18 protein-coding genes are annotated in these 19,724 nt (G+C 37.3%); 10 read left to right on the plus strand and 8 right to left on the minus strand.

Annotated elements, in window-relative coordinates:
* Positions 1-52 precede the first annotated feature (52 nt).
* Together E4T88_RS10530 and E4T88_RS10535 are read left to right on the plus strand one after the other, a co-directional pair.
* Positions 53-289 carry a hypothetical protein gene (locus E4T88_RS10530; protein ID WP_135105404.1) on the plus strand — a complete coding sequence of 79 codons (237 nt, stop codon included), beginning with the start codon at positions 53-55 and terminating at the stop codon, positions 287-289.
* Between the two features lie 65 nt (positions 290-354).
* Positions 355-1,002: an NAD(P)-dependent oxidoreductase gene (locus E4T88_RS10535; RefSeq protein ID WP_135105405.1), complete on the plus strand. Its 648-nt coding sequence runs from the start codon at positions 355-357 to the stop codon at positions 1,000-1,002.
* A 119-nt stretch (positions 1,003-1,121) separates the two neighbouring features.
* Here E4T88_RS10535 and E4T88_RS10540 read toward each other — a convergent pair whose 3' ends face one another.
* The 5 genes from E4T88_RS10540 to miaA form a co-directional block, all read right to left on the minus strand.
* Entirely contained in the window at positions 1,122-2,111 is a 990-nt protein-coding gene (locus E4T88_RS10540; protein ID WP_135105406.1) for a PhoH family protein, read from the minus strand.
* Between the two features lie 253 nt (positions 2,112-2,364).
* Positions 2,365-3,858: a glycoside hydrolase family 125 protein gene (locus E4T88_RS10545; RefSeq protein WP_135105407.1), complete on the minus strand. Its 1,494-nt coding sequence runs from the start codon at positions 3,856-3,858 to the stop codon at positions 2,365-2,367.
* A 38-nt stretch (positions 3,859-3,896) separates the two neighbouring features.
* Positions 3,897-4,895, minus strand: coding sequence for a glycosyltransferase (locus E4T88_RS10550; protein WP_135105408.1), 999 nt, complete (start codon positions 4,893-4,895; stop codon positions 3,897-3,899).
* 3 nt (positions 4,896-4,898) lie between these two features.
* Positions 4,899-7,211: a GH92 family glycosyl hydrolase gene (locus E4T88_RS10555; RefSeq protein ID WP_135105409.1), complete on the minus strand. Its 2,313-nt coding sequence runs from the start codon at positions 7,209-7,211 to the stop codon at positions 4,899-4,901.
* Positions 7,212-7,479: 268 nt separating this feature from the next.
* Positions 7,480-8,403 carry a tRNA (adenosine(37)-N6)-dimethylallyltransferase MiaA gene (gene miaA / locus E4T88_RS10560; protein ID WP_135105410.1) on the minus strand — a complete coding sequence of 308 codons (924 nt, stop codon included), beginning with the start codon at positions 8,401-8,403 and terminating at the stop codon, positions 7,480-7,482.
* Positions 8,404-8,717: 314 nt separating this feature from the next.
* On the opposite strand from miaA, the gene rsfS reads away from it, so the two are divergent.
* From rsfS to E4T88_RS10580, 4 genes are all read left to right on the plus strand, one after another.
* A complete protein-coding gene (gene rsfS / locus E4T88_RS10565; protein ID WP_135105411.1) occupies positions 8,718-9,077 on the plus strand; it encodes a ribosome silencing factor in 360 nt (119 codons plus the stop codon).
* 82 nt (positions 9,078-9,159) lie between these two features.
* Entirely contained in the window at positions 9,160-11,181 is a 2,022-nt protein-coding gene (gene ftsH, locus E4T88_RS10570; RefSeq protein ID WP_135105412.1) for an ATP-dependent zinc metalloprotease FtsH, read from the plus strand.
* A 302-nt stretch (positions 11,182-11,483) separates the two neighbouring features.
* Positions 11,484-12,326, plus strand: coding sequence for a phosphatidate cytidylyltransferase (locus tag E4T88_RS10575; protein ID WP_135105413.1), 843 nt, complete (start codon positions 11,484-11,486; stop codon positions 12,324-12,326).
* 321 nt (positions 12,327-12,647) lie between these two features.
* Positions 12,648-13,010, plus strand: a complete 363-nt coding sequence (locus E4T88_RS10580) for a DUF1801 domain-containing protein (protein WP_135105414.1) — start codon at positions 12,648-12,650, stop codon at positions 13,008-13,010.
* 4 nt (positions 13,011-13,014) lie between these two features.
* On the opposite strand, the gene E4T88_RS10585 is transcribed toward E4T88_RS10580, so the two are convergent.
* The 3 genes from E4T88_RS10585 to E4T88_RS10595 are packed head-to-tail and all read right to left on the minus strand — an operon-like array spanning position 13,015 to position 16,078.
* Entirely contained in the window at positions 13,015-14,478 is a 1,464-nt protein-coding gene (locus E4T88_RS10585) for a hypothetical protein (protein WP_135105415.1), read from the minus strand.
* A gap of 54 nt (positions 14,479-14,532) precedes the next feature.
* Positions 14,533-15,000 carry a CYTH domain-containing protein gene (locus E4T88_RS10590; protein ID WP_135105416.1) on the minus strand — a complete coding sequence of 156 codons (468 nt, stop codon included), beginning with the start codon at positions 14,998-15,000 and terminating at the stop codon, positions 14,533-14,535.
* A gap of 1 nt (position 15,001) precedes the next feature.
* On the minus strand, positions 15,002-16,078 hold the full coding sequence (locus E4T88_RS10595) for a DUF4831 family protein (protein ID WP_135105417.1): 1,077 nt from the start codon (positions 16,076-16,078) through the stop codon (positions 15,002-15,004).
* A gap of 444 nt (positions 16,079-16,522) precedes the next feature.
* Between E4T88_RS10595 and E4T88_RS10600 the strand changes: the two genes are divergently transcribed.
* The 4 genes from E4T88_RS10600 to E4T88_RS10615 are packed head-to-tail and all read left to right on the plus strand — an operon-like array spanning position 16,523 to position 19,637.
* Positions 16,523-17,053, plus strand: a complete 531-nt coding sequence (locus E4T88_RS10600) for an RNA polymerase sigma factor (protein ID WP_135105418.1) — start codon at positions 16,523-16,525, stop codon at positions 17,051-17,053.
* Positions 17,054-17,068: 15 nt separating this feature from the next.
* A complete protein-coding gene (locus E4T88_RS10605; protein WP_135105419.1) occupies positions 17,069-17,614 on the plus strand; it encodes a hypothetical protein in 546 nt (181 codons plus the stop codon).
* A 12-nt stretch (positions 17,615-17,626) separates the two neighbouring features.
* Complete coding sequence (locus E4T88_RS10610) at positions 17,627-18,931, plus strand: DUF4097 family beta strand repeat-containing protein (RefSeq protein WP_135105420.1); 1,305 nt, start codon at positions 17,627-17,629, stop codon at positions 18,929-18,931.
* Between the two features lie 13 nt (positions 18,932-18,944).
* Positions 18,945-19,637 carry a GIN domain-containing protein gene (locus E4T88_RS10615; protein WP_135105421.1) on the plus strand — a complete coding sequence of 231 codons (693 nt, stop codon included), beginning with the start codon at positions 18,945-18,947 and terminating at the stop codon, positions 19,635-19,637.
* Positions 19,638-19,724: the final 87 nt, after the last annotated feature.

A 19,724-nucleotide genomic window follows, 5' to 3' on the forward strand; every position in this document is an offset into this window, starting at 1 on the left:
CTTCTTTAAAAATTTGCATTAATCGCACAATTAAATTAAAAAATCAAATAAAATGAGTGTACAACAAACAACTCCTAAAGCAGGGAGAAGAACTGCTATGAAAAGGACTGAAAGACAGACTCCGGAAGATACGTTAAGAAGAATAATAGAAGAACACAAAAAAGATATGGGAGAGACTGTATGGCTGAAAATTGATGACAGAACCCATATCGAAGTGGCTGCCAGTCTGACCGAAGATGAGCGAAACAAAAGAGTAGAAAATTATCTCGAAAATATAGGTCGCAGATAGTAAAGGCGATAAAATATAAAAGGGAATTATTTTTTCAATAACATTATAAATCAATTGTATATATTATGAAAGTAGCATTAATTGGGGCAACCGGGTTTGTGGGTTCTCAACTATTAGAAGAATTGTTGTCGAGGGATCATGAAGTGACAGCGATTGCACGAAATGCTGATAAAATCACAGTGAAGAATGATAAACTAACCGCTGTGAGTGTTGATATCAAAGATACAGATGCCCTTACAGAGGTGTTAAGAAACAATCAGATGGTAATATCTGCATATAATGCCGGTTGGGACAATACGAATCTTTATAACGATTATATTGATGGTTATGAATCGATACAAAAAGCGGTTCGTGCTGCAAATATCAGACGCTATTTTGTAGTAGGCAATGCCGGGACTCTATATATAGGAGGAACTCAATTGGTAGATACTGATGATTTCCCTGCTAAAATGAAAGAAGGCGCAAAAGCGTCACGAGATCACTTTGATAAGCTGAGGCGAGAAACATATCTCGATTGGGTATACCTTTCTCCACCTACAGAAATGAATGAAAATATAACTACAGGGCGAACAGGACGATTCAGAATGGGAAAAGACGAGCCTGTAATGAGAGATGGTACGTCCTCTATTTCTGTTCAGGATTTGGCTATCGTTGTTGCTGATGAGGTTGAAAATAGAAAACACTCCCGCCAGCATTACACTGTAGGATATTAATTACTTCGTATACACAACTATACTATAAATGCAAAACGGGTACAATGTAACATTGACATTGTACCCGTTTTTATTCTATATGACGTTTTTATGATTTATAAAAGCCTTTAGGAGAGAGGTCATGCCTCCTTTTTATCATACTCTTTCTTTTCTTTTTTCTCTAAGGTTTTTTCTCGTTTATCCTCTTTCTCGTATGCTTCAACAATTCGTTGTACCAGTTTATGGCGGACAATATCTCCTTTGTCAAACTCAATATGACCAATGCCTTTCACGTCTTTGAGTACACGTAAAGCATGTTTAAGCCCTGATTGCTGAGAAGGTGGGAGATCTATTTGAGTAACATCTCCTGTTATAATCATCTTTGCATTCATACCAAGGCGTGTCAGAAACATTTTTATCTGAAGTACAGTTGTGTTCTGTGCTTCGTCAAGTATGATTACTGCATCGCTAAGAGTTCGCCCACGCATAAAGGCTAAAGGCGCAATCTGTATTGTTTTATTTTCAATATAGTCTTTTAGTTTTGCCGGAGCAATCATATCTTCTAGTGCATCATACAATGGCTGTAGATAGGGATCTATTTTTTCTTTCATATCTCCCGGCAAGAATCCAAGCTTTTCTCCGGCTTCAACAGCAGGACGACTCAGGATTATCTTTTTTACCTCTTTGTTTTTCAATGCTTTTACAGCCAAGGCGATTGCCGTATATGTCTTGCCCGAGCCCGCAGGACCGATACCAAATACCATATCATTTTTATAAAAGCTATTTACAAAATTCTGTTGGTTTGGTGTGCGTGCAGAGATAGGCTTGCCATTCACTCCGTATATAATCAGATTCTCTTGCTTTACTACATTGGGAGAGTTGCCTTTAACGATATCTATAATGTCTTCTTGAGTTAGCTTATTTCGGTCGACAGAGAATTTCTCCAACTCTCTGATCTTTTCTTCGAATAAAGGAACATCTTCTGCATTTCCTGTTACTTTGATAGCGTTTCCCCGTGCAACGATATGTAATTTAGAAAAGAGCGTTTTTATTAATTGTAAATTGGAATTATTTATGCCGAAAAAGACTACAGGGTCTACGTGTTCTAAAATAATTATTTGTTCTATCATTCAGTTTAATTATCAACAAAGTACCATAATGATTTTAACTTGGTTAGTCGGGTTCTATATAATGTAATGGTTCACAAATATAATTATAATCTTCAATATTTTAGGTTTTTCTTAATTTAAACAAAAATGTATTTTAGAAAGCGAATCATTCTTGTTTCAAAGAAAGGTTGAAGCAAAATATTATTGCTGTTATAGAAAACAAAAAATCGTGCAAATTTTACTTGCACGATTCCTTCATATTTTAATCTTAGTCTTATTTTATATCATTCAATAAGCCAACTTTACCTTCGTTTACCAGTTTGAGGATTAACTCTCCAAACAAAGTGTTTTGCCAAGCAAACCATTCACGAGTAAATTTGTTCGGATCATTTACATTAAATGATTCATGCATAAATCCTGTATTTGCATCGGTATCTATCAGCATCTTTATGCACCATTTTATTTCCTGATCATCCTTGCTTGTAAAGGCTTTCATCATAAGACTCATAGGCCATGCCATGTCGTAACCGATATGCGGTCCTCCGATACCTTCACCCGCTTTTCCACGGAAGAAATAAGGATTGTCTTCGCTCCACACATATTTGCGTGTGTTTTGGTAGATAGGGTCATTTGCATCTACATCTCCCAAGTATGGCATAGCCAAAAGGCTTGGAACATTTGCATCGTCCATCAATAGGTGATTACCAAAACCATCAACTTCGAATGCATAGATTTTACCATACTTCGGATGGTTGTAAACGGCATGTTCTTTTAATGCTGTTTCTACTTCCTGAGCAAGATCGCTACACTCCTTAGCCTGGGCAGGTTTTTTGTTTACTTCGGTCAATATTTCGGCTGCTTTTCTGAGAGAAGATACAGCAAAGAAGTTAGATGGTACAAGGAATTGCAGTGTGGTTGCATCATCCGACGGACGGAATGAAGAAACAATCAATCCTACCGGTTTCACCGGAGCACCCAATCCTCCATTGTTTAATGTATCCAATGCTCTGTCTGTTACACGAAGGAAAGAGTAAGGGCCTACACCATCTTTGCGCTGTTGTTCTTTAAATGTTTGTAAAACCAGCGTGATTGCCTGTAGCCATTCTTCATCGAAGATGCTTGTATCACCTGTGGTTTTCCAATAGTGATATGCTAAGCGGATAGGGTAGCATAGCGAGTCGATTTCCCATTTGCGTTCGTGCAATTCCGGCTTCATCGCTGTACCGTCCGACATCCACTGATGATCGGGATTCGGATCATACGGATCAAGAAACGCATTTGCATATGGGTCGATGATAATGCACTTAAACTGACGGCGGATAACTCCCGCCAACATTGCTTTTAATTCAGGGTCGCTATTTGCTAACTGTACATAAGGCCAAACCTGAGCGCCTGAATCACGTAGCCACATAGCATGGATATCACCTGTATATACGACAGTGTCATCTTTTCCGTTGCTCTTTCTGTGTCTTACAGTTGTGTCAAGTGTATTCGGAAAACAGTTTTCAAACATCCATGCCAGTTTTTGATTTTTCAGCATTTTTTTGATGCGTACTATTTCGCTTTCTACAGCTTTGGATTGGAATAGACGTTTGTCTACCGCAGGACGGTTGCTTTTGTAAGGATCATCCTTTTTGATAGCAGTGTTATCCTGAGATAAAACTGTATTGTTTTCTAATTTGATCAAGGTACTAGCTTCGGCCGACATTGCTGTCATACTGGCTAGGCATAGTCCTATGATTCCTTTTTTTATGTAGTTATTTTTCATAATTAGTACATGTTTCTAAAAAACATTTAATCAATAATCTATTTTCGGGTACCAAATTTAATCAAAAATGAGAAGATAATAATAGTCGGTTTCATCTCTAATAAGGCAGATAGATTTTCTTTTTTGTATAGAAATCTAAACTGACTCATTATCAGATTGTTTTTTCTTAATGCATTTATCTCTCCAAATGCTTTTCTGAGAGGAAATAGCAGGATGGCTTGACGAGAGGCACTATAAAATGAACGAACTACATTTTTGAATAGGAAAGCATTGCATTTGCTTTCACTAATCCCTTTACTTTTCAGAAACTTATGCAATTCTTCAAAAAATGCAATTCTATTTTTGATAGATCGATAAGCGTATACTTTCCCTGTATTGTTAGAATGAAAGACATGATAATATAAAAAGTCCGGAACAAGCCCGATCTTATCTATTTTATCATATACATTTATGAAAAAAATGCTGTCTTCGGAACAAATATTTCTTGAGTCTAAGAAAGATAGTGCATTTTGTTTCAGAAAATCAGCTTTATACAGATGGTTCCATATAACGCACGAAATTTTATCGCTGCATACATTTTCATAAAACCATTCTTTATCCGTTGCATTGGTAGAATTATCAGGATATTTATATCCTTCTTCTACATATTCGGATTTCACTTTATAAACACACAGAAAGTTACACCTTACAACATCTAAACGTTCTTCTTCTGCTTTTTGATATAACAACTCATACATATCAGGCTCGCAATAATCGTCGTGATCGAAGAAGCCGATGTATTTTCCTTTGGCTGCTTCTATTCCTTTATTCCTGCTGATTCCTGTATGCAGATTTTCGTCGTTATAAATCAGTACTATTCTCTTATCTTTTGCAGCAAAACCTTCAGCAATATCATTGCTCCCGTCGGTAGGGCAGTCGAGAACCAAAATGATCTCAATCTCTTTCAATGTTTGGCTAACAATAGAAGTCAAACATTTTTCAAGATATTTACCCGCATTATGAACAGGAACAATAATACTGACTTTAGGCTGCTCCATTTCTTATTTTTTCTTTTTTGTATTCGTTACCTTATATTCTTTCGAGAACGAATATGGCAAGTCGCTGTCGCTTGTACCTCTGTTTTGGTTGGCAGTAGGAGACATTTTATAGCTGATGTTTGCCCCGCCAAGAAGATCTCCGTGTGTCACGTAGTTCTTTGTATATGGCTGTCCATTTACTGTCATGCTCTCTACATAGCGGTTTGCTTTGCTGTTGTTATCTGCTTTAATCGTTACTTTCTTTCCGTTCTCTAGGTTTAGAGTTACAGATTTGAATAGTGGCGATCCTAAGATATATTCATCCGATCCCGGGCATACAGGGTAGAATCCTAATGCAGAGAATACATACCAGGCAGATGTCTGACCGTTATCTTCGTCTCCGCAATATCCGTCAGGATTAGGTGTATACAATTTATCCATCACTTCACGTACCCAGTATTGGGCTTTCCATGGTTCGGCTGAATAGTTGTACATATATATCATGTGTTGTATCGGCTGGTTACCATGTGCATAGTTACCCATGTTCATAATCTGCATTTCGCGGATTTCATGAATTACACCTCCGTAATAACTGTCATCAAATAATGGCGGTACATTGAATACCGAGTCCATCATGCGGTTGAAGCCGGCTTTGCCTCCCATCAGATCGATCAATCCTTGAGGATCGTGGAATACCGACCATGTGTAGTGCCAGCTGTTACCTTCGGTGAAAGCATCACCCCATTTCAATGGATTGAAAGGAGATTGGAACTTACCGTCTGCATTCTTTCCTCTCATCAACTTATGTTCAGGATCGAAAAGGTTTTTATAGTTCATCGCACGCTTAGCGTAGATTTCGATTTCTTTTTCAGGTTTACCCAGCTTCTTACCGAACTGATAGATACACCAATCGTCGTATGCATATTCGAGGGTACGTGCTGCACTCTCATTGATTTTTACATCGTAAGGTACATAACCCAGTTTGTTATAGTGTTCCCAGCCTAAACGTCCGGTAGAACTTACAGTAGGGTGTACAGCGTTTGCTCCGTGAACGACTGCTTGCCATAGAGTTTCTGCATCGTATCCACGAAGTCCTTTCAGGTAAGCATCAGCTACTACAGAAGCAGAATTGTTACCCACCATGCAACCACGGTGACCGGGACTTGCCCATTCCGGTAAGAATCCGCTTTCTTTGTAGGTGTTCACTAATCCTTCCTGCATCTTGGTGTTCATTTCCGGATACATCAAGTTTAGGAATGGGAACAAGCAGCGGAAGGTATCCCAGAAGCCTGTGTCTGTAAACATATAGCCCGGAAGAACTTCTCCGTTGTAAGGGCTGTAGTGCACCACCTCGTTCTTTGCATTTATCTCATAGAAAGAACGTGGAAATAATACTGAGCGGTATAAACAAGAATAGAATGTACGAAGATTATCGATGTTATTGTCTTCTACTTGGATACGTCCCAATGTTTTGTTCCATTCTGCACGTCCTTGAGCAGTTACCTGGTCGAATGATTTTCCGTCCAATTCTTTCAGATTTTGTTCTGCTTGTTCAGGGCTGATGAATGAAGAAGCAATGCGGGCATGTACTTTTTCTCCTCTCTTGGTAGAGAAACCGATAATGCCACCAGCGTGGCTGTCTTTAACTTCCAGGCTTTTGGTAGAAAGAACTCCTCCCGCAACAGAAGCTGTATATGTAAATGGTTTGTCGAAAACGATTACAAAGTAATTTTTGAAGTTTTCAGGTACACCACCACTGTTACGTGTTGTGTAACCTATAATCTTGTTTTCGGCAGGAATAATTTTTACATAAGACCCACGGTCGAAAGCATCAACTACAACGTATGAGTTTTGCTCTTCGGGGAATGTAAAACGAAACATAACCGCACGAGATGTAGGAGCCATTTCGGTAACTACATCGTGATCGGCAAGATAAACCGAATAATAGTACGGTTTAGCTATCTCCGCCTTGTGTGAAAACCAACTGGCACGTCTTTCCTGATCAAATACAGGTTTGCCTGTTACCGGCATGATAGAAAATTGACCATAATCGTTGATCCATGGACTTGGCTGGTGTGTTTGTTTGAAGCCGCGAATTTTGTCGGCATCGTAGGTATATGCCCAGCCATCGCCCATCTTACCGGTCTGAGGCATCCAGAAATTCATTCCCCAAGGCATCGCGATAGCCGGATAGGTGTTACCCGTAGATAACGAATACTTCGATTGGGTGCCGACTAAAGGACTAACATAGTCGACCGGCTCATAATTCTGAGATTGAATAGTCCCCAGAAAGCCAATTAATGCTAGGAATAGAATTCCTATTTTCTTTTTTTTCATTGTTGATTGAGGTTTTTAAGTTGCTTTTATGATTTTGTGATATTTAGATGTTTTGTTTTGAAACTTGAACTGCATTGTTTAGATAATAACATTTATACTCACTTAGAGAAGCGAGAGAAACTCATGCTAAAAAGGTTGTTGAAGTATATTAAAAATAAACTTGCAGTTAAAATTTCTATTCTCATCGGGCATTGAAAAATAATCATTTCAAAAATACATTAACAAAGGGAATTAGTACTTAGCTTTAAATTAATATTAACAAAAAAGACTATTCGTTCATGTTAATTAACAACTTCGTTTTATCTATCTTTTCTTTCATCGGTAATTCTGCGTTTATCCAATGGATATGTATTCCTCTTTTCTCCATTCCTCTAAACCATGTCATTTGTCTTTTTGCAAACTGGTGGATAGCAATTTCCAATTGCGAATACATATCTTCGTAGCTCAACTGCCCGAGGACATATAGAGTAACATATTTATATTCCAATCCGTAATAAATTAGGTCGTCAGGTTTTACTCCTTGAGAGAGAATGTCTTTTATTTCTTCTATCATTCCAACCTCAAGTCGGGCTTTAAGACGTTTTGATATTTTTTTTCGACGTAATTCACGGTCAATATCTACACCTATAACTAAACTGTTGAGGGGAGGAAATTCATTCTGCTCCAACGGGTGAGTCTTTTTGTACTCTTCTATTTCTATTGCTCTTATTGCCCTTTGAGCTGTATCGACATCAGTTTTGTTATGTAACGTTTTATAGCTCTCTAGTATTTCTGTGAGTGCCTGTAAACTATAGTCTGCATATTTTGACCTGAGTTCCTTGTTTTCGGGAACGTTTACTAATGAATATCCTCTAAGTACCGATTCTACATAGAGCCCCGATCCTCCACATAGGATAGGGAGTTTATCCCTATTTTTTATGTCTGTATATACATTGTGAAAATCGTGCTGATATTCGAAGATATTATATTTATCGCCGGCTTCCCGAATATCAATAAGATGATAAGGTATATTTTCTCCGTTTATTATATAATCTGACAGATCTTTTCCTGTTCCAATATCCATCGAGCGATATACCTGCCGCGAGTCTCCGCTTATGATCTCAGTGTGGAGTGTATGTGCCAGATGGCAGGCAAATGCTGTTTTGCCAGATGCCGTTGGTCCTATAATGGTGATTAGATCATAATTCTTCATAAGTACAAAGTTAGAATGAAATTTATATTTTCACTTATAATAGGATATCTGATTCCTTCTTGTGTCTCAAAAAATGACAATACTGACAGGCATTTATATTTTATTTCTCATATAAAAGCTATTTCTATGTAAATAAAAGATAAAAATCCTTATTAAAGTAGGTATTAAGGTTTCTAAACCCGAAAGAAATTTAAGAACTTAGTTATCTTTACACAATTAATTATTTGTACTTCTATAAGATATGAGTGGTAAGTTAAAAAAATCACTTTATATTTGTAGGCTAAAACAAAAAAAGAGACTCTATAAATTAACGAATGAAAGAAGGAAAAAGCTTAGTAAACAATATTGTGGCTGCATGCCAAGAGAAGAAAGCTAAAAATATCGTCATTGTCGATATGACAGAATTACCGGGTACTATTTGTCAATATTTTGTGATTTGCGAAGGAAACACTCCTATACAAGTATCTGCTATATCAGAAGAAATTGTTGATTACCTCAAGAAAAAGAAAAAAGAACGTCCTTTACTGATCGACGGATTACGTGAAAGCCGTTGGGTTGGTATAGATTATGGTACGGTTATTGTTCATGTATTTGTGCCCGAATTGCGTGAGTTTTATAATATCGAACATTTGTGGGCGGATGCAAAACTAGAATCAATCCCTGATATTGATTGAGATAAAGCATATTTAAACAAATCTTATTTACGCTTGTTATAGTTTTGAAAACAAACTAAATCACACATTGTGAGGAAAAAATATGGATAATTATAATAAAGGAGAGAATAGCCCCAAAAAACCAAATCTGAAAGGACCTAAAATTCCATTCAATCTCTATTGGGTATACCTCATTGTATTTGCTGCCATTATAGGTATGTATTTCTTTTCGGATAACACCGTAACGAAAGAAGTTCCCTGGTCTGACTTTCAGGGGTATGTAAAAAATAATAGTGTCAACAAAATAATAGTAGACAGAAAGAACAGTACCTTAAAAGCTTTTGTAAGACCTGACTCTGTAAAGAGCGTGTTTAAAGGCGAAGCCGACAGGGCAGGTACTAATCCGGCTATTATTGTGCGTATTCCTTCGGCAGACAAGTTTGCAGACTTCTATGAAACAGTGAGAGCCGAATATAAATATGATATTGATGTCAGCTACGAAGATAGTACCAACCCTTTAGAAATCCTTGTCGGGTTTTTGCCTGTGATTCTTATCTTCGGTTTGTTTATCTATATGATGCGTCGTATGTCGGGCGGTGGTTCCGGCGGAGGCGGAGGCGTATTCAGTGTTGGAAAATCGAAAGCTCAATTATATGATAAAGGTTCAGACCTTCGTGTTACGTTCAAAGATGTTGCCGGATTGTCTGAAGCTAAAGAAGAAATAGAGGAAATCGTTGAATTCCTAAAAAATCCTTCTCGTTATACCGAAATTGGTGGTAAAATACCAAAAGGAGCGTTACTTGTTGGCCCTCCCGGAACAGGTAAAACATTGCTTGCAAAGGCTGTTGCCGGAGAAGCTGATGTTCCGTTCTTCTCATTGTCAGGTTCTGATTTTGTGGAAATGTTTGTCGGAGTTGGAGCCTCTCGTGTAAGAGACCTATTTAAGCAGGCAAAAGAAAAATCGCCTTGTATTATATTTATCGATGAAATAGATGCGATTGGACGTGCTCGTGGTCGTAACCTGAATATGGGTTCGAATGATGAGCGTGAGAATACATTAAATCAGTTGTTGACTGAAATGGATGGCTTTGGTACAAACAGTGGCGTTATTATTCTTGCAGCAACAAACCGTGCTGACATTCTGGATAAAGCCTTACTTCGTGCCGGACGTTTCGACCGTCAGATAACAGTTGACTTACCCGATTTGAACGATCGTAAGGAAATATTTAAAGTACATCTCCGCCCTGTTAAGATTGACGACACGGTTGATGTAGAATTCTTGTCAAGACAGACTCCGGGATTTTCCGGTGCTGATATAGCTAACGTTTGTAACGAAGCTGCACTGATTGCTGCCCGTAAAGGGAAGAAGGTTGTGCAGAAGGAAGATTTTACGAATGCTGTAGACCGTATTATTGGTGGGTTGGAGAAAAAGAATAAGGTAACAACTTTAGATGAACGCAAGACAATTGCAATCCATGAGGCGGGACATGCTACCTTAAGCTGGTTTTTGCAATACGCAAATCCATTGGTAAAGGTTACTATTGTTCCTCGAGGTAAAGCCTTGGGTGCTGCGTGGTATCTGCCGGAGGAAAGACAAATCACTACCAAAGAGCAAATGTTGGACGAAATGTGTGCTTTGCTTGGAGGTCGTGCTGCCGAAGAGGTGTTTATCGGTCATATATCGTCGGGTGCTGCTAACGACTTGGAGCGTGTAACGAAGCAGGCTTATGCAATGATTTCATATCTTGGTATGAGCGAAAAGATGCCTAATTTAAGTTATTATGATTCGTCGGGTGAGGCTTACGGCTTTACAAAACCATATAGTGAAGAAACTGCTCTGTTGATAGATACAGAAGTTCGGAATATGATCAGTGAGCAATACGAGCGTGCGAAGAAACTGCTCCTTCAACATGCTGACGGACATGGAAAACTAGCAAACTTGTTGATTACAGAAGAGGTTATTTTTGCTGATGATCTTAAGAAAGTATTTGGTGAACGTCAATGGGTTTCTCGTTCGGAAGAATTATACAAAGAAGCCGAAGAGTTGCCTGATAATATAGAAATAGAGATAAAGAAGAACGAAGATGTCCCCGGAATTATTTCGGAAGAGGATCAGTCTGAATAATTCATTGTCTTAATTTATAAATGTTTACAAGTATATCAATTTAAAAATATACTTTAGTAAAAGAAAGGATGTTGGATTTAACAACATCCTTTCTTTTTAATATTTACGCCTTAAGGTACATAACTTACACAACTACAAAAACTGACAACACTTGTTATTGCGAGTGTATTTGCAATAATAAGCCGACCATTACTGATTTATTTACCTGAGAATGACGAATTAGCTGAATATCCTCAGTAATAGGGAAACATGATATTCTTATTTTTACTACTTTTGCCTCAAACTAATAAAACTTTATTATTTTGAGATTACCTAACATTGCCGTTCGTATTATTGCCGGAGCCGTATTTGTAGGGCTGTTACTAGGTGGTATCCTTATAAATGAATATACATTTTGTATTATATTCTCTCTCATAACTGTATTGTCGTTATATGAGTTTTATGGATTGATCGAAAAAGGAGCAAAGGTTCCCCTTACCCGGGTGTGGAATGTGCTTGGAGGTTTTTCCCTTTTTATCGGTAGTTTTTATTATTATACAGTCGATGCTTCTGTTGTAACTTTTGTACCTTATTGTATCTACATATTAGTTTTATTTGTTGGTGAATTGTATCTTAAGCGTCCCGACCCTATACGCTCTATAGCATATTCTCTGTTGGGGCAATTTTATATAGCCGTGCCTTTTGCGATCACTAATTATCTGGTTTTTGCCTACACTCCGGGAAGCTATCACTATGTATATGTCTTAGCTTTATTGGTGTTTATTTGGGTAAATGATTCATTTGCTTATCTCACAGGAATGGCTTTTGGTAAACATCGCTTATTTGAACGTATATCTCCTAAAAAATCGTGGGAAGGTTTTATCGGAGGTGCTGTAGTCTCTATCGGCTCTTCATTCATTTTTGCTCATTATTATCAAAATCTGTCTACTTTGGGCTGGATAGGATTTGCAGCTATAACAATCATATTCGGAACATGGGGAGACCTTTTCGAATCGCTTATTAAACGCACCTTAGGTATAAAAGATTCGGGAGGAATGATACCCGGACATGGCGGTATACTCGATCGATTCGATAGCACAATATTGGCTATACCTGCTGTTTTCTTATACCTGATTTTGATTAACTATTCTAAAAGTTGTTTCTAAAAAATATTGATTTCAGATTTTTTGTTGCTAACTTTACTATGCTTTAACTAGTCCTTAAATAAAACGTAATGATATGACAAAGAAAGTATTAGCCATAACTCTAGTTGCTGCGGTCTCAAGTGTTGCGGTATATGCCTATATTCAGAAAAAGAAAAAAGACAGACGTAAAAACCTATCAGTCAACTTTATTTAAAAAGCTCTGGTTTAAGGCTCGCTATTATTAACTAGACAGCTACAATTAAACGAATTGTAACAGTAGAGGTATTACCTCATACGAGTCCATTATAAAGGCAGCATATCCATGTTTTAAATAAAACCGTGATGATTGATGAACTTTACAATTTCTATTTGGATAAAGATGAGCCTCAAAAAAGCTGCTTGCTGGCATTGCGAAGTATCATATTAACCCAAGACGAGTGTATTTCCGAAACACAGAAGTGGGGAATGCCTTGCTTCTATTATAAGACGAAAATTCTGTGTTATCTTTGGGTTGATAAAAAGACAGATGAACCATATATCCTCTTCGTTGAAGGAAAATACTTGAACCATCCCCAATTGGAAGCGGGTAGCAGATCTCGGATGAAAATATTTAGAGTTGATCCAAATCAAGATTTACCTCTTGAGGTAATAAAAGAGCTTTTGAATGACGCTTTGGTGCTTTATACAAGTGATAAGATAAAGTGAAGGATCAATTCAGCTCGCTTACATCATTTATTCCGTTGCGGTCAAATAATACCCTGTATTTTTTATAATATTCATCCTCGTCGGATTTACATTGTATAATAAAGTACAATGAATATACCTTATTCCCTTCTATCGTTTCATATCCTTTCTCTGCATCTGATAAGTAGAGTGGGATAAATGGATTATCCATTTTATGAGTGAAATTTATCAAGTGGAAACGCGTAATATCATTAATTCCCGAGAGGCGATACTCTTTGTATTTTTCTATCTCATCCTTCGATAGGTTTACCCATTTTCGGTATAAGATTATTTTCTCATCATACACCTGGTTTTCTGCTTCTACCAGTGGGGTTCTCGCTCTGATATTTCGTACTTCATCCGGCAACTTATTTTCCTCTATAAAATCGAATGCCTCCTTTATCCAGCCAATCTCTTGCTTACGTATACTCAGCTTTAGTTTAGAATCAAAGTATTTTTTACCCAGCTTAGACGAAAAATAGTAGCGCATCATATCTTTGATCCTATCTTTGAACATATAACTAAAGACAAGGATTACGAAAAGGTCGGTAGTGAAATTTCCAAAACGCAGTGTGGCGAAGAAAGATACCATCGTAGCAAATATCATAGCGATTCCCGCTGCAACACTGTAGTATAGCTGCTGGGCAAAAAGCCCGTCTTTTTTTCTGATAATCTGTAAGAACAGGTCACTTTCAACGAATTTTTTCAGAATATTCCGTTGCGTGATTACCAAACTATTGTGTTTTTCCTGCCCTTTCTCAAGTAGCATAAACCCTCTTTTCTTTTTATGGGCTTTTTCCCTTTCAATTAAGGTGTATAGCCTTTCTTTGATTGTTTCGAATATCGGTTTGCCTTTTAGTATTTTCATAATCTGAAAGGCATATTGCTCTATGATATTACCCAGAAAGTCATCTCCGAATAGAAACAACTCCCGCTGTTGCTTTGTCATCTCGGGATTAGAAAGTTCTTCCCACTTTTCCCTGTATTGTAATGCTATTTCCTTCACGTTGGCAATATAAGCCTCTACATGAGAAACTATTTTTTCGTCTGTTGCTGTACTTCCGATAATCTGTACATGCCGCCTTAATGCACTCTTTACGATGCAGACGAACATTTTTATTTGGTAAGAAAAACTTTCTGTAAGATCTTCATTGTTTGGGTCTACAGCCAGATCATCCAATGCTTTCTGTAAGCGGGGAAGAGGGCCACGTCCTGCCTTTAGTATTTCTTCGAGAGAATAAACGGGGGTAATCAGGCGAAGGTTATTTTTTACATCTCTGTAAAAGTCATCTTTTTTATATGTAGACCGATTGATGTCAAGGCTGTTAGGGAGGAATATCCACGTATTAATCCTGAACTCATTTATATCCTTTTGATGTTGGTCTGTTATAAAACCAATTTTGAATTCTAAGGCGAAATTATCGTGAACTTTTACTTCTGTATCTATCATATTTTGTCCTCCTGTTACTAAATATAATCCGAATTTAAGAAGAAAAGCTTATAATTACCATTTAGAATAAGGAAGTTTTGTTAGAGAAGAATTATAATAGCGGAGATCGCCTGTCACTTCTTCTCCCAGCCAGTCGGGCTTTTCAAACTGTTCGTCTTCTGAAGAGAGCTCAATCTCGGCCATAACAAGACCTTGGTTTTCACCGTTGAATTCGTCTATTTCGAAGGTATGTTTGTCGCTCTTTATATAATACCGGATTTTATCTATAATTCCCGGTTCGCACAATTTTAGTAATTCCCGGGCATCGTTTATCGAAATTTCTTTTTCCCATTCAAAACGCGTAATACCTGATTCGTTGCTTATCCCTTTGATTGTGATGTATGCTTTTTCTCCTTTTATCCGCACCCTTACCGTGCGTTCCTTCAACGAAGAAAGATATCCTTGCACGATTTCTTCGTGCGCATAGGCATATTCTTTGTAGTTTCCTTTAACCAGAAACTTACGTTCAATCTCCCAAGCCATATTACTGGATAATTTGTTTTACAGCTCCCAGCTCAGGATAGAAAATCACTTTGATTGGTAATTTATTGTTATCAAACATTTTCGGTGTTAGCACATCCTGAATTCCATATTGAACGATGTCGCATTCTTTTTTGACATAATCCTTGTTGTTGTATGTTATTTGCAAGCTGGCCTTGTTAGGGATATTGTATATGATTCCGGCAGAGAATTTTTTCTCTAATTCTTTTTGTTCTTTAGGTGTCAGTATTTGTTCTTCTCTCGGGTCTTTGTTTTTGAGAGATAAATATACAGGTGCTCCTGCCAGATCGTTGGCATCCACGACTCCCAGCTTAGATGAAAACCTGAAAATGATTCGATTCTCTATGTTTTTCGTATCGGGGATTATCGTAAATTCTTTTGTGCCTGTTTCTTTTGTTTCAGTTCCTGCAAACATTGCGGTGAGTGCCTTTTCTTGTTCATCAAGTTGAGTCATTACCAGTTTGTAAGCATTGCCATCGGGAGGCATATTGTCTGCTTCGCCTGTAATTATATTTGTGCGGCTTTCACGCAATCGGTAGATTTGTTTTGCGATCAGTTCGGCTTGTTTTGCTGTAGAACCTGCACGTAGAATCTCTTCGGAGAGGAAGCTGCGTGGGTTTAATGTCGTTTCACTCACTTTAGCCGGAGCTTGTATTGCTTCTTCTTTGGGGAAAGTGTAGTCGTCGTTGATCGCACATATCACGCCATCCTTTGTCAGTGTGACAAAAGGTGCAGTTGTATTCGATCGAAATTCTACCAGATAAGACTTGTCTTTATCTACTATTCCTTTTGTGGTAGCATCTATATTGTCGATAGTATAGGTTACGCTATTTTCGGTTATGGGATTGGTTATGCTCAGGTATCGCTCGGCATATTGATAGAATTCACCGGCTTTTTTCGTGGTCTTTGTATAGTTTAGGGTAACTATAACAGAGGTTTTGGGTAATGAGTACGCCACACCATAATCATTTCCTTTCACTGCACTCATTTTAACTGTGTTCTGTGCAGGTAATGTGAGAGCTCCTATTGCAAGCAAAAGAAATAAGCTTAGAGACTTCATTCGTTCTTTATTTTATAATATTAGTCTCACAAAGCTAATTATTTTTTATGGATTTCTGACCTACAACTATCTAAACCTTAAAGCTTCTATTGGAGAGTAATGATTAAGGGTAAGCAGGTGGGCGTTACAAGCAGTCTGTTTTTATCTGAAATTTATTTATCACTTTTCTAATTAAGTAACTGGTAAAAAAATAGAGAGATGCTTTTTTATTGCGAAAAAACTCTGTGTAACTCTTTTTACTCTGTGGTTTAAAAAAATGAATAAGAGTAATGCTGCAACAATTCCTTTTTAATTATGAAAAAAAATAAAAGTACGGAGGTATTTGAATTATTATTGAATGCTTAATTCTTAAATTTATCATTTTCTTGAAAAATAATTCTTTTTTTTGTAACACTTCTATTTTCGATCCGTAGATGTTATTAGAAGGGTAACCTAAAACATTAAATGATAAGCTTCGATTCTAATATTATAGATCAGTGTAGGAAGGGTCAACATTTGGCTCAGATGCAGATTTACTCTACTTTTTATAAGAGAGTTTATAATGCATGCTATAGGGTTCTGTATGATAGTCTCGAGGCAGAGGATGCAATGCAAGAGAGCTTTCTGAAAGCATTCTCGAGTTTGGACAACTATAAAAATTCAGTCCCTTTCGAGGCATGGCTTGTAAGGATAGGCATTAATACATCTATTGACAAGCTGAGGAAAAGAAACTTGGAAACTGTCGATTTCAACGAGAATATCAAATATGATATAGTAGACTCGGATGATAGCGAAGAGTGGGAGCAGATATTGGATCGTGTAGAGCAGGTGAAAACTGCAATAACGAAGCTGCCGGAGTCGAGCCGGTTGATTGTAAATCTTTACCTTATAGAGGGGTATGATCACGAAGAGATTAGTGAGATTCTGAATATAGCGCCCGGAACGGTGCGTATACAATATATGAGGGCAAAACAAAAATTATTGGAACTCGTCTAAAAAAGGAGGGAAGGTATGAATGACATAAGAAAAAAAATAGACAGAAACAGAGATTTGTTTGACGATCAAGAGCCATCATTCGGACACATGGAGCGATTCGAAGCTCTATTGAAAAGTAAGAATGAAGAAAGCTTGAAGAACGAAAAACGAGTGAAACGGGTACGGTTTATAAGTGCCATATCTGTGGCGGCATCCATTGCCATACTAATAGCCGTTGTTGTTAGATTCTCTACACCAGACAATACAGGAGGCAATATTCCTGCACCGGAGGTCATTGGAGCAACAGATGAATTTAAAACAACAAATGATTATTATAATCAGAAAATGGAAGCAAAGATTGCTGATATAATGTGTAAACTCGCATATACAGATACCGAAAATCAGGCGCGACTGACCAAGGATATACAGAAAATAATAGATGGTAATAATAATTTTATCAACGAAATCTCTAAAAATGAAGATAAGGATATGGCTATTCATTTTTTGGTGAAACATTATAGAACGAATATCCATGTACTCGAGAATATAGATCAAAAATTAGGAAAATATACCAAATGCTAATATAATTAAGGGATGAAAAAGTATATATTGTTTATCGGTTTGTGCAGCCTTGCTCTAATTCAATTAGGAGCATCGGAAAAGATAAAGGGTGATCTGCCTCAAGACTCTATTAATGGTAAAGGAAGATTTAATATAGAAATTCCGAACATAGAGATTCCGGATATGGATTTGGACTTCGATGCCCTTAATTTTGATTCTAAGTTTGACTTTAACTTTGATACTACCCAGTGGCTGGCATGGAAGGAAGATTTTGAAAAATCCGGAGTCAAAAACCTCAAGGAATTGGAGAGAAACTTGAAAGTGAATAAAGAAAGATTGTCGGAATTGGGTAAAAATCTGAAGTCCAGATCCAATAATGATAACTTGAAAGTCTTTTCAAATAATCAGAAAGGCAAAACTCCCGATCGAGTTGAGACTAAAACGTACTCCAACATTTCAGAAATCGATATCTCTCATAAATATGGAAATATATTTGTAAGGGAATCCCGATCCAAGAATGTAGAGTTAGAGATTCAATATTTTAACAAACTTAATCAGAGAAATCCTGTTAGAATTTCAGAGGATAAAGGAGTGTTGGCTATAGCTAGTCTTGGTTCCAGTGTAAATCAAATCGACTTAGTGATAAGTATTCCACGCAATGTTAAACTTAATGTAGATCTAAAATATGGCAGATTAAAAATGAATGAGTTTAATGCACCTTTTTCAGCCAATTTGTCTTATAGCACCTTCGATGCAGAAAGCTTTTCGGGAGCCAGACCAACCATTAAGGATAAGTATGGAAAAGTAACGATAAGCAAATTGCAGGATGCCGTTTTGTCGACTTCTTATTCGAAAGTAAAGATAGATAAGGCGAATAGATTAGACTTGTCGGGAGCTTATAGTGACTTTGTATTGAATGATGTGCAAGCTATTTCGGCTCAGTTGTCTTCTACCTCGGGCGATTTTAAAATAGGCTCGTTGGGAGAGATGGATGGTAAGTTTAATTATGCCGACATATCGATTGATAATCTCCGCTCCAGAATGAATGTAATTTGCAACTATTCTGATGTAAAGGTTAATTCAATATCTCCAAATACAAATATCAATGTAAAAGGTAATTACTCTGATGTGGTATTAAGTGTTCCCGATAATGTAGGAGCTTCATTTAATGTTGTACTGGTGCAAGGAGATTTGACTGTGTCGAAAAAATATACGGTGAAATACACAGAGCAAACCGAAACCTCGACTACAGTTATTAAAAAAGGGCAGATAGGAACTAAAAGACCAACAGCTACCATTACCGTATCGAGCAATTATGCAGATGTAAAAATAAAATAAAACTAAACTAGAAATGAATATTATGAAATTTATCGGTATCTCTATATTAAGTATCATCGTATTGTTTGTCTCGTGCGGATCGTCTAAAACCTCACATGTTGAAAAAATAAATCTGAGTTCTTATAGTGGTATTGAGGTCAGGTCGGGTATTGAGGTTTATTTCTCTTATGGGAAAAGCCATACTGCACAAATAGATAGCCCCGAGCCCATAGATGTATATGTAGAAAAAGGTATTTTGAAAGTGAATAGAAAAGGTAAAAGCAATAAGAGAGTGAAAGTATATCTTACGGCAAACAATATACAATCTATAGCACTTTCGGGAGGATCAAAGTTTTCTACCGACGAACTCAAAAATAATAGGGGAATATCTATAGCAGCATCAGGTGGCTCTAGTTTCGATATAAAGAAACTTGAATCGAGAGAATCTAGTATTGCTGTTTCGGGTGGCTCTCGTTATAATATAGATGAAGTGAGGTCAGAAACGTTAAATATTGCCTCCTCCGGTGGAAGTACTTCCTCTTTGGATATAAAGAGTGCGAGGGCTGTAAGTGTGGCGGTAAGCGGAGGCTCTAATGTTGTCTTGACAGGATCGGTTGAAAGTCTTTCGGTTGTCAGCTCAGGAAATGCTAATGTGGATATTATAAATCTTAAGTATAAAGATATTCAAACAAACACTTCAGGCAGAGGACGTATTCAAAAAAGATAATCGTAATTTAGTGAATATATAGCGCCGGAAATTAGATTTCCGGCTTTTTTATTTTCATCTCTGGCATTGTTTTTATTTCTTCTGTCA

The sequence above is a fragment of the Dysgonomonas mossii genome (assembly GCF_004569505.1).
GTDB lineage: Bacteria > Bacteroidota > Bacteroidia > Bacteroidales > Dysgonomonadaceae > Dysgonomonas.

What these genes read in the sequence shown, in the direction of transcription:
- E4T88_RS10615 (WP_135105421.1), top strand. Translation starts at nt 18,945, where the DNA reads ATGAATATTATGAAATTTATCGGTATCTCTATATTAAGTATCATCGTA.
- miaA (WP_135105410.1), bottom strand. Translation starts at nt 8,403, where the DNA reads ATGAAGAATTATGATCTAATCACCATTATAGGACCAACGGCATCTGGC.
- E4T88_RS10580 (WP_135105414.1), top strand. Translation starts at nt 12,648, where the DNA reads ATGATTGATGAACTTTACAATTTCTATTTGGATAAAGATGAGCCTCAA.
- E4T88_RS10535 (WP_135105405.1), top strand. Translation starts at nt 355, where the DNA reads ATGAAAGTAGCATTAATTGGGGCAACCGGGTTTGTGGGTTCTCAACTA.
- E4T88_RS10550 (WP_135105408.1), bottom strand. Translation starts at nt 4,895, where the DNA reads ATGGAGCAGCCTAAAGTCAGTATTATTGTTCCTGTTCATAATGCGGGT.
- E4T88_RS10590 (WP_135105416.1), bottom strand. Translation starts at nt 15,000, where the DNA reads ATGGCTTGGGAGATTGAACGTAAGTTTCTGGTTAAAGGAAACTACAAA.
- E4T88_RS10610 (WP_135105420.1), top strand. Translation starts at nt 17,627, where the DNA reads ATGAAAAAGTATATATTGTTTATCGGTTTGTGCAGCCTTGCTCTAATT.
- E4T88_RS10595 (WP_135105417.1), bottom strand. Translation starts at nt 16,078, where the DNA reads ATGAAGTCTCTAAGCTTATTTCTTTTGCTTGCAATAGGAGCTCTCACA.
- E4T88_RS10605 (WP_135105419.1), top strand. Translation starts at nt 17,069, where the DNA reads ATGAATGACATAAGAAAAAAAATAGACAGAAACAGAGATTTGTTTGAC.
- E4T88_RS10600 (WP_135105418.1), top strand. Translation starts at nt 16,523, where the DNA reads ATGATAAGCTTCGATTCTAATATTATAGATCAGTGTAGGAAGGGTCAA.
- E4T88_RS10540 (WP_135105406.1), bottom strand. Translation starts at nt 2,111, where the DNA reads ATGATAGAACAAATAATTATTTTAGAACACGTAGACCCTGTAGTCTTT.
- ftsH (WP_135105412.1), top strand. Translation starts at nt 9,160, where the DNA reads ATGGATAATTATAATAAAGGAGAGAATAGCCCCAAAAAACCAAATCTG.
- E4T88_RS10530 (WP_135105404.1), top strand. Translation starts at nt 53, where the DNA reads ATGAGTGTACAACAAACAACTCCTAAAGCAGGGAGAAGAACTGCTATG.
- E4T88_RS10545 (WP_135105407.1), bottom strand. Translation starts at nt 3,858, where the DNA reads ATGAAAAATAACTACATAAAAAAAGGAATCATAGGACTATGCCTAGCC.
- rsfS (WP_135105411.1), top strand. Translation starts at nt 8,718, where the DNA reads ATGAAAGAAGGAAAAAGCTTAGTAAACAATATTGTGGCTGCATGCCAA.
- E4T88_RS10585 (WP_135105415.1), bottom strand. Translation starts at nt 14,478, where the DNA reads ATGATAGATACAGAAGTAAAAGTTCACGATAATTTCGCCTTAGAATTC.
- E4T88_RS10555 (WP_135105409.1), bottom strand. Translation starts at nt 7,211, where the DNA reads ATGAAAAAAAAGAAAATAGGAATTCTATTCCTAGCATTAATTGGCTTT.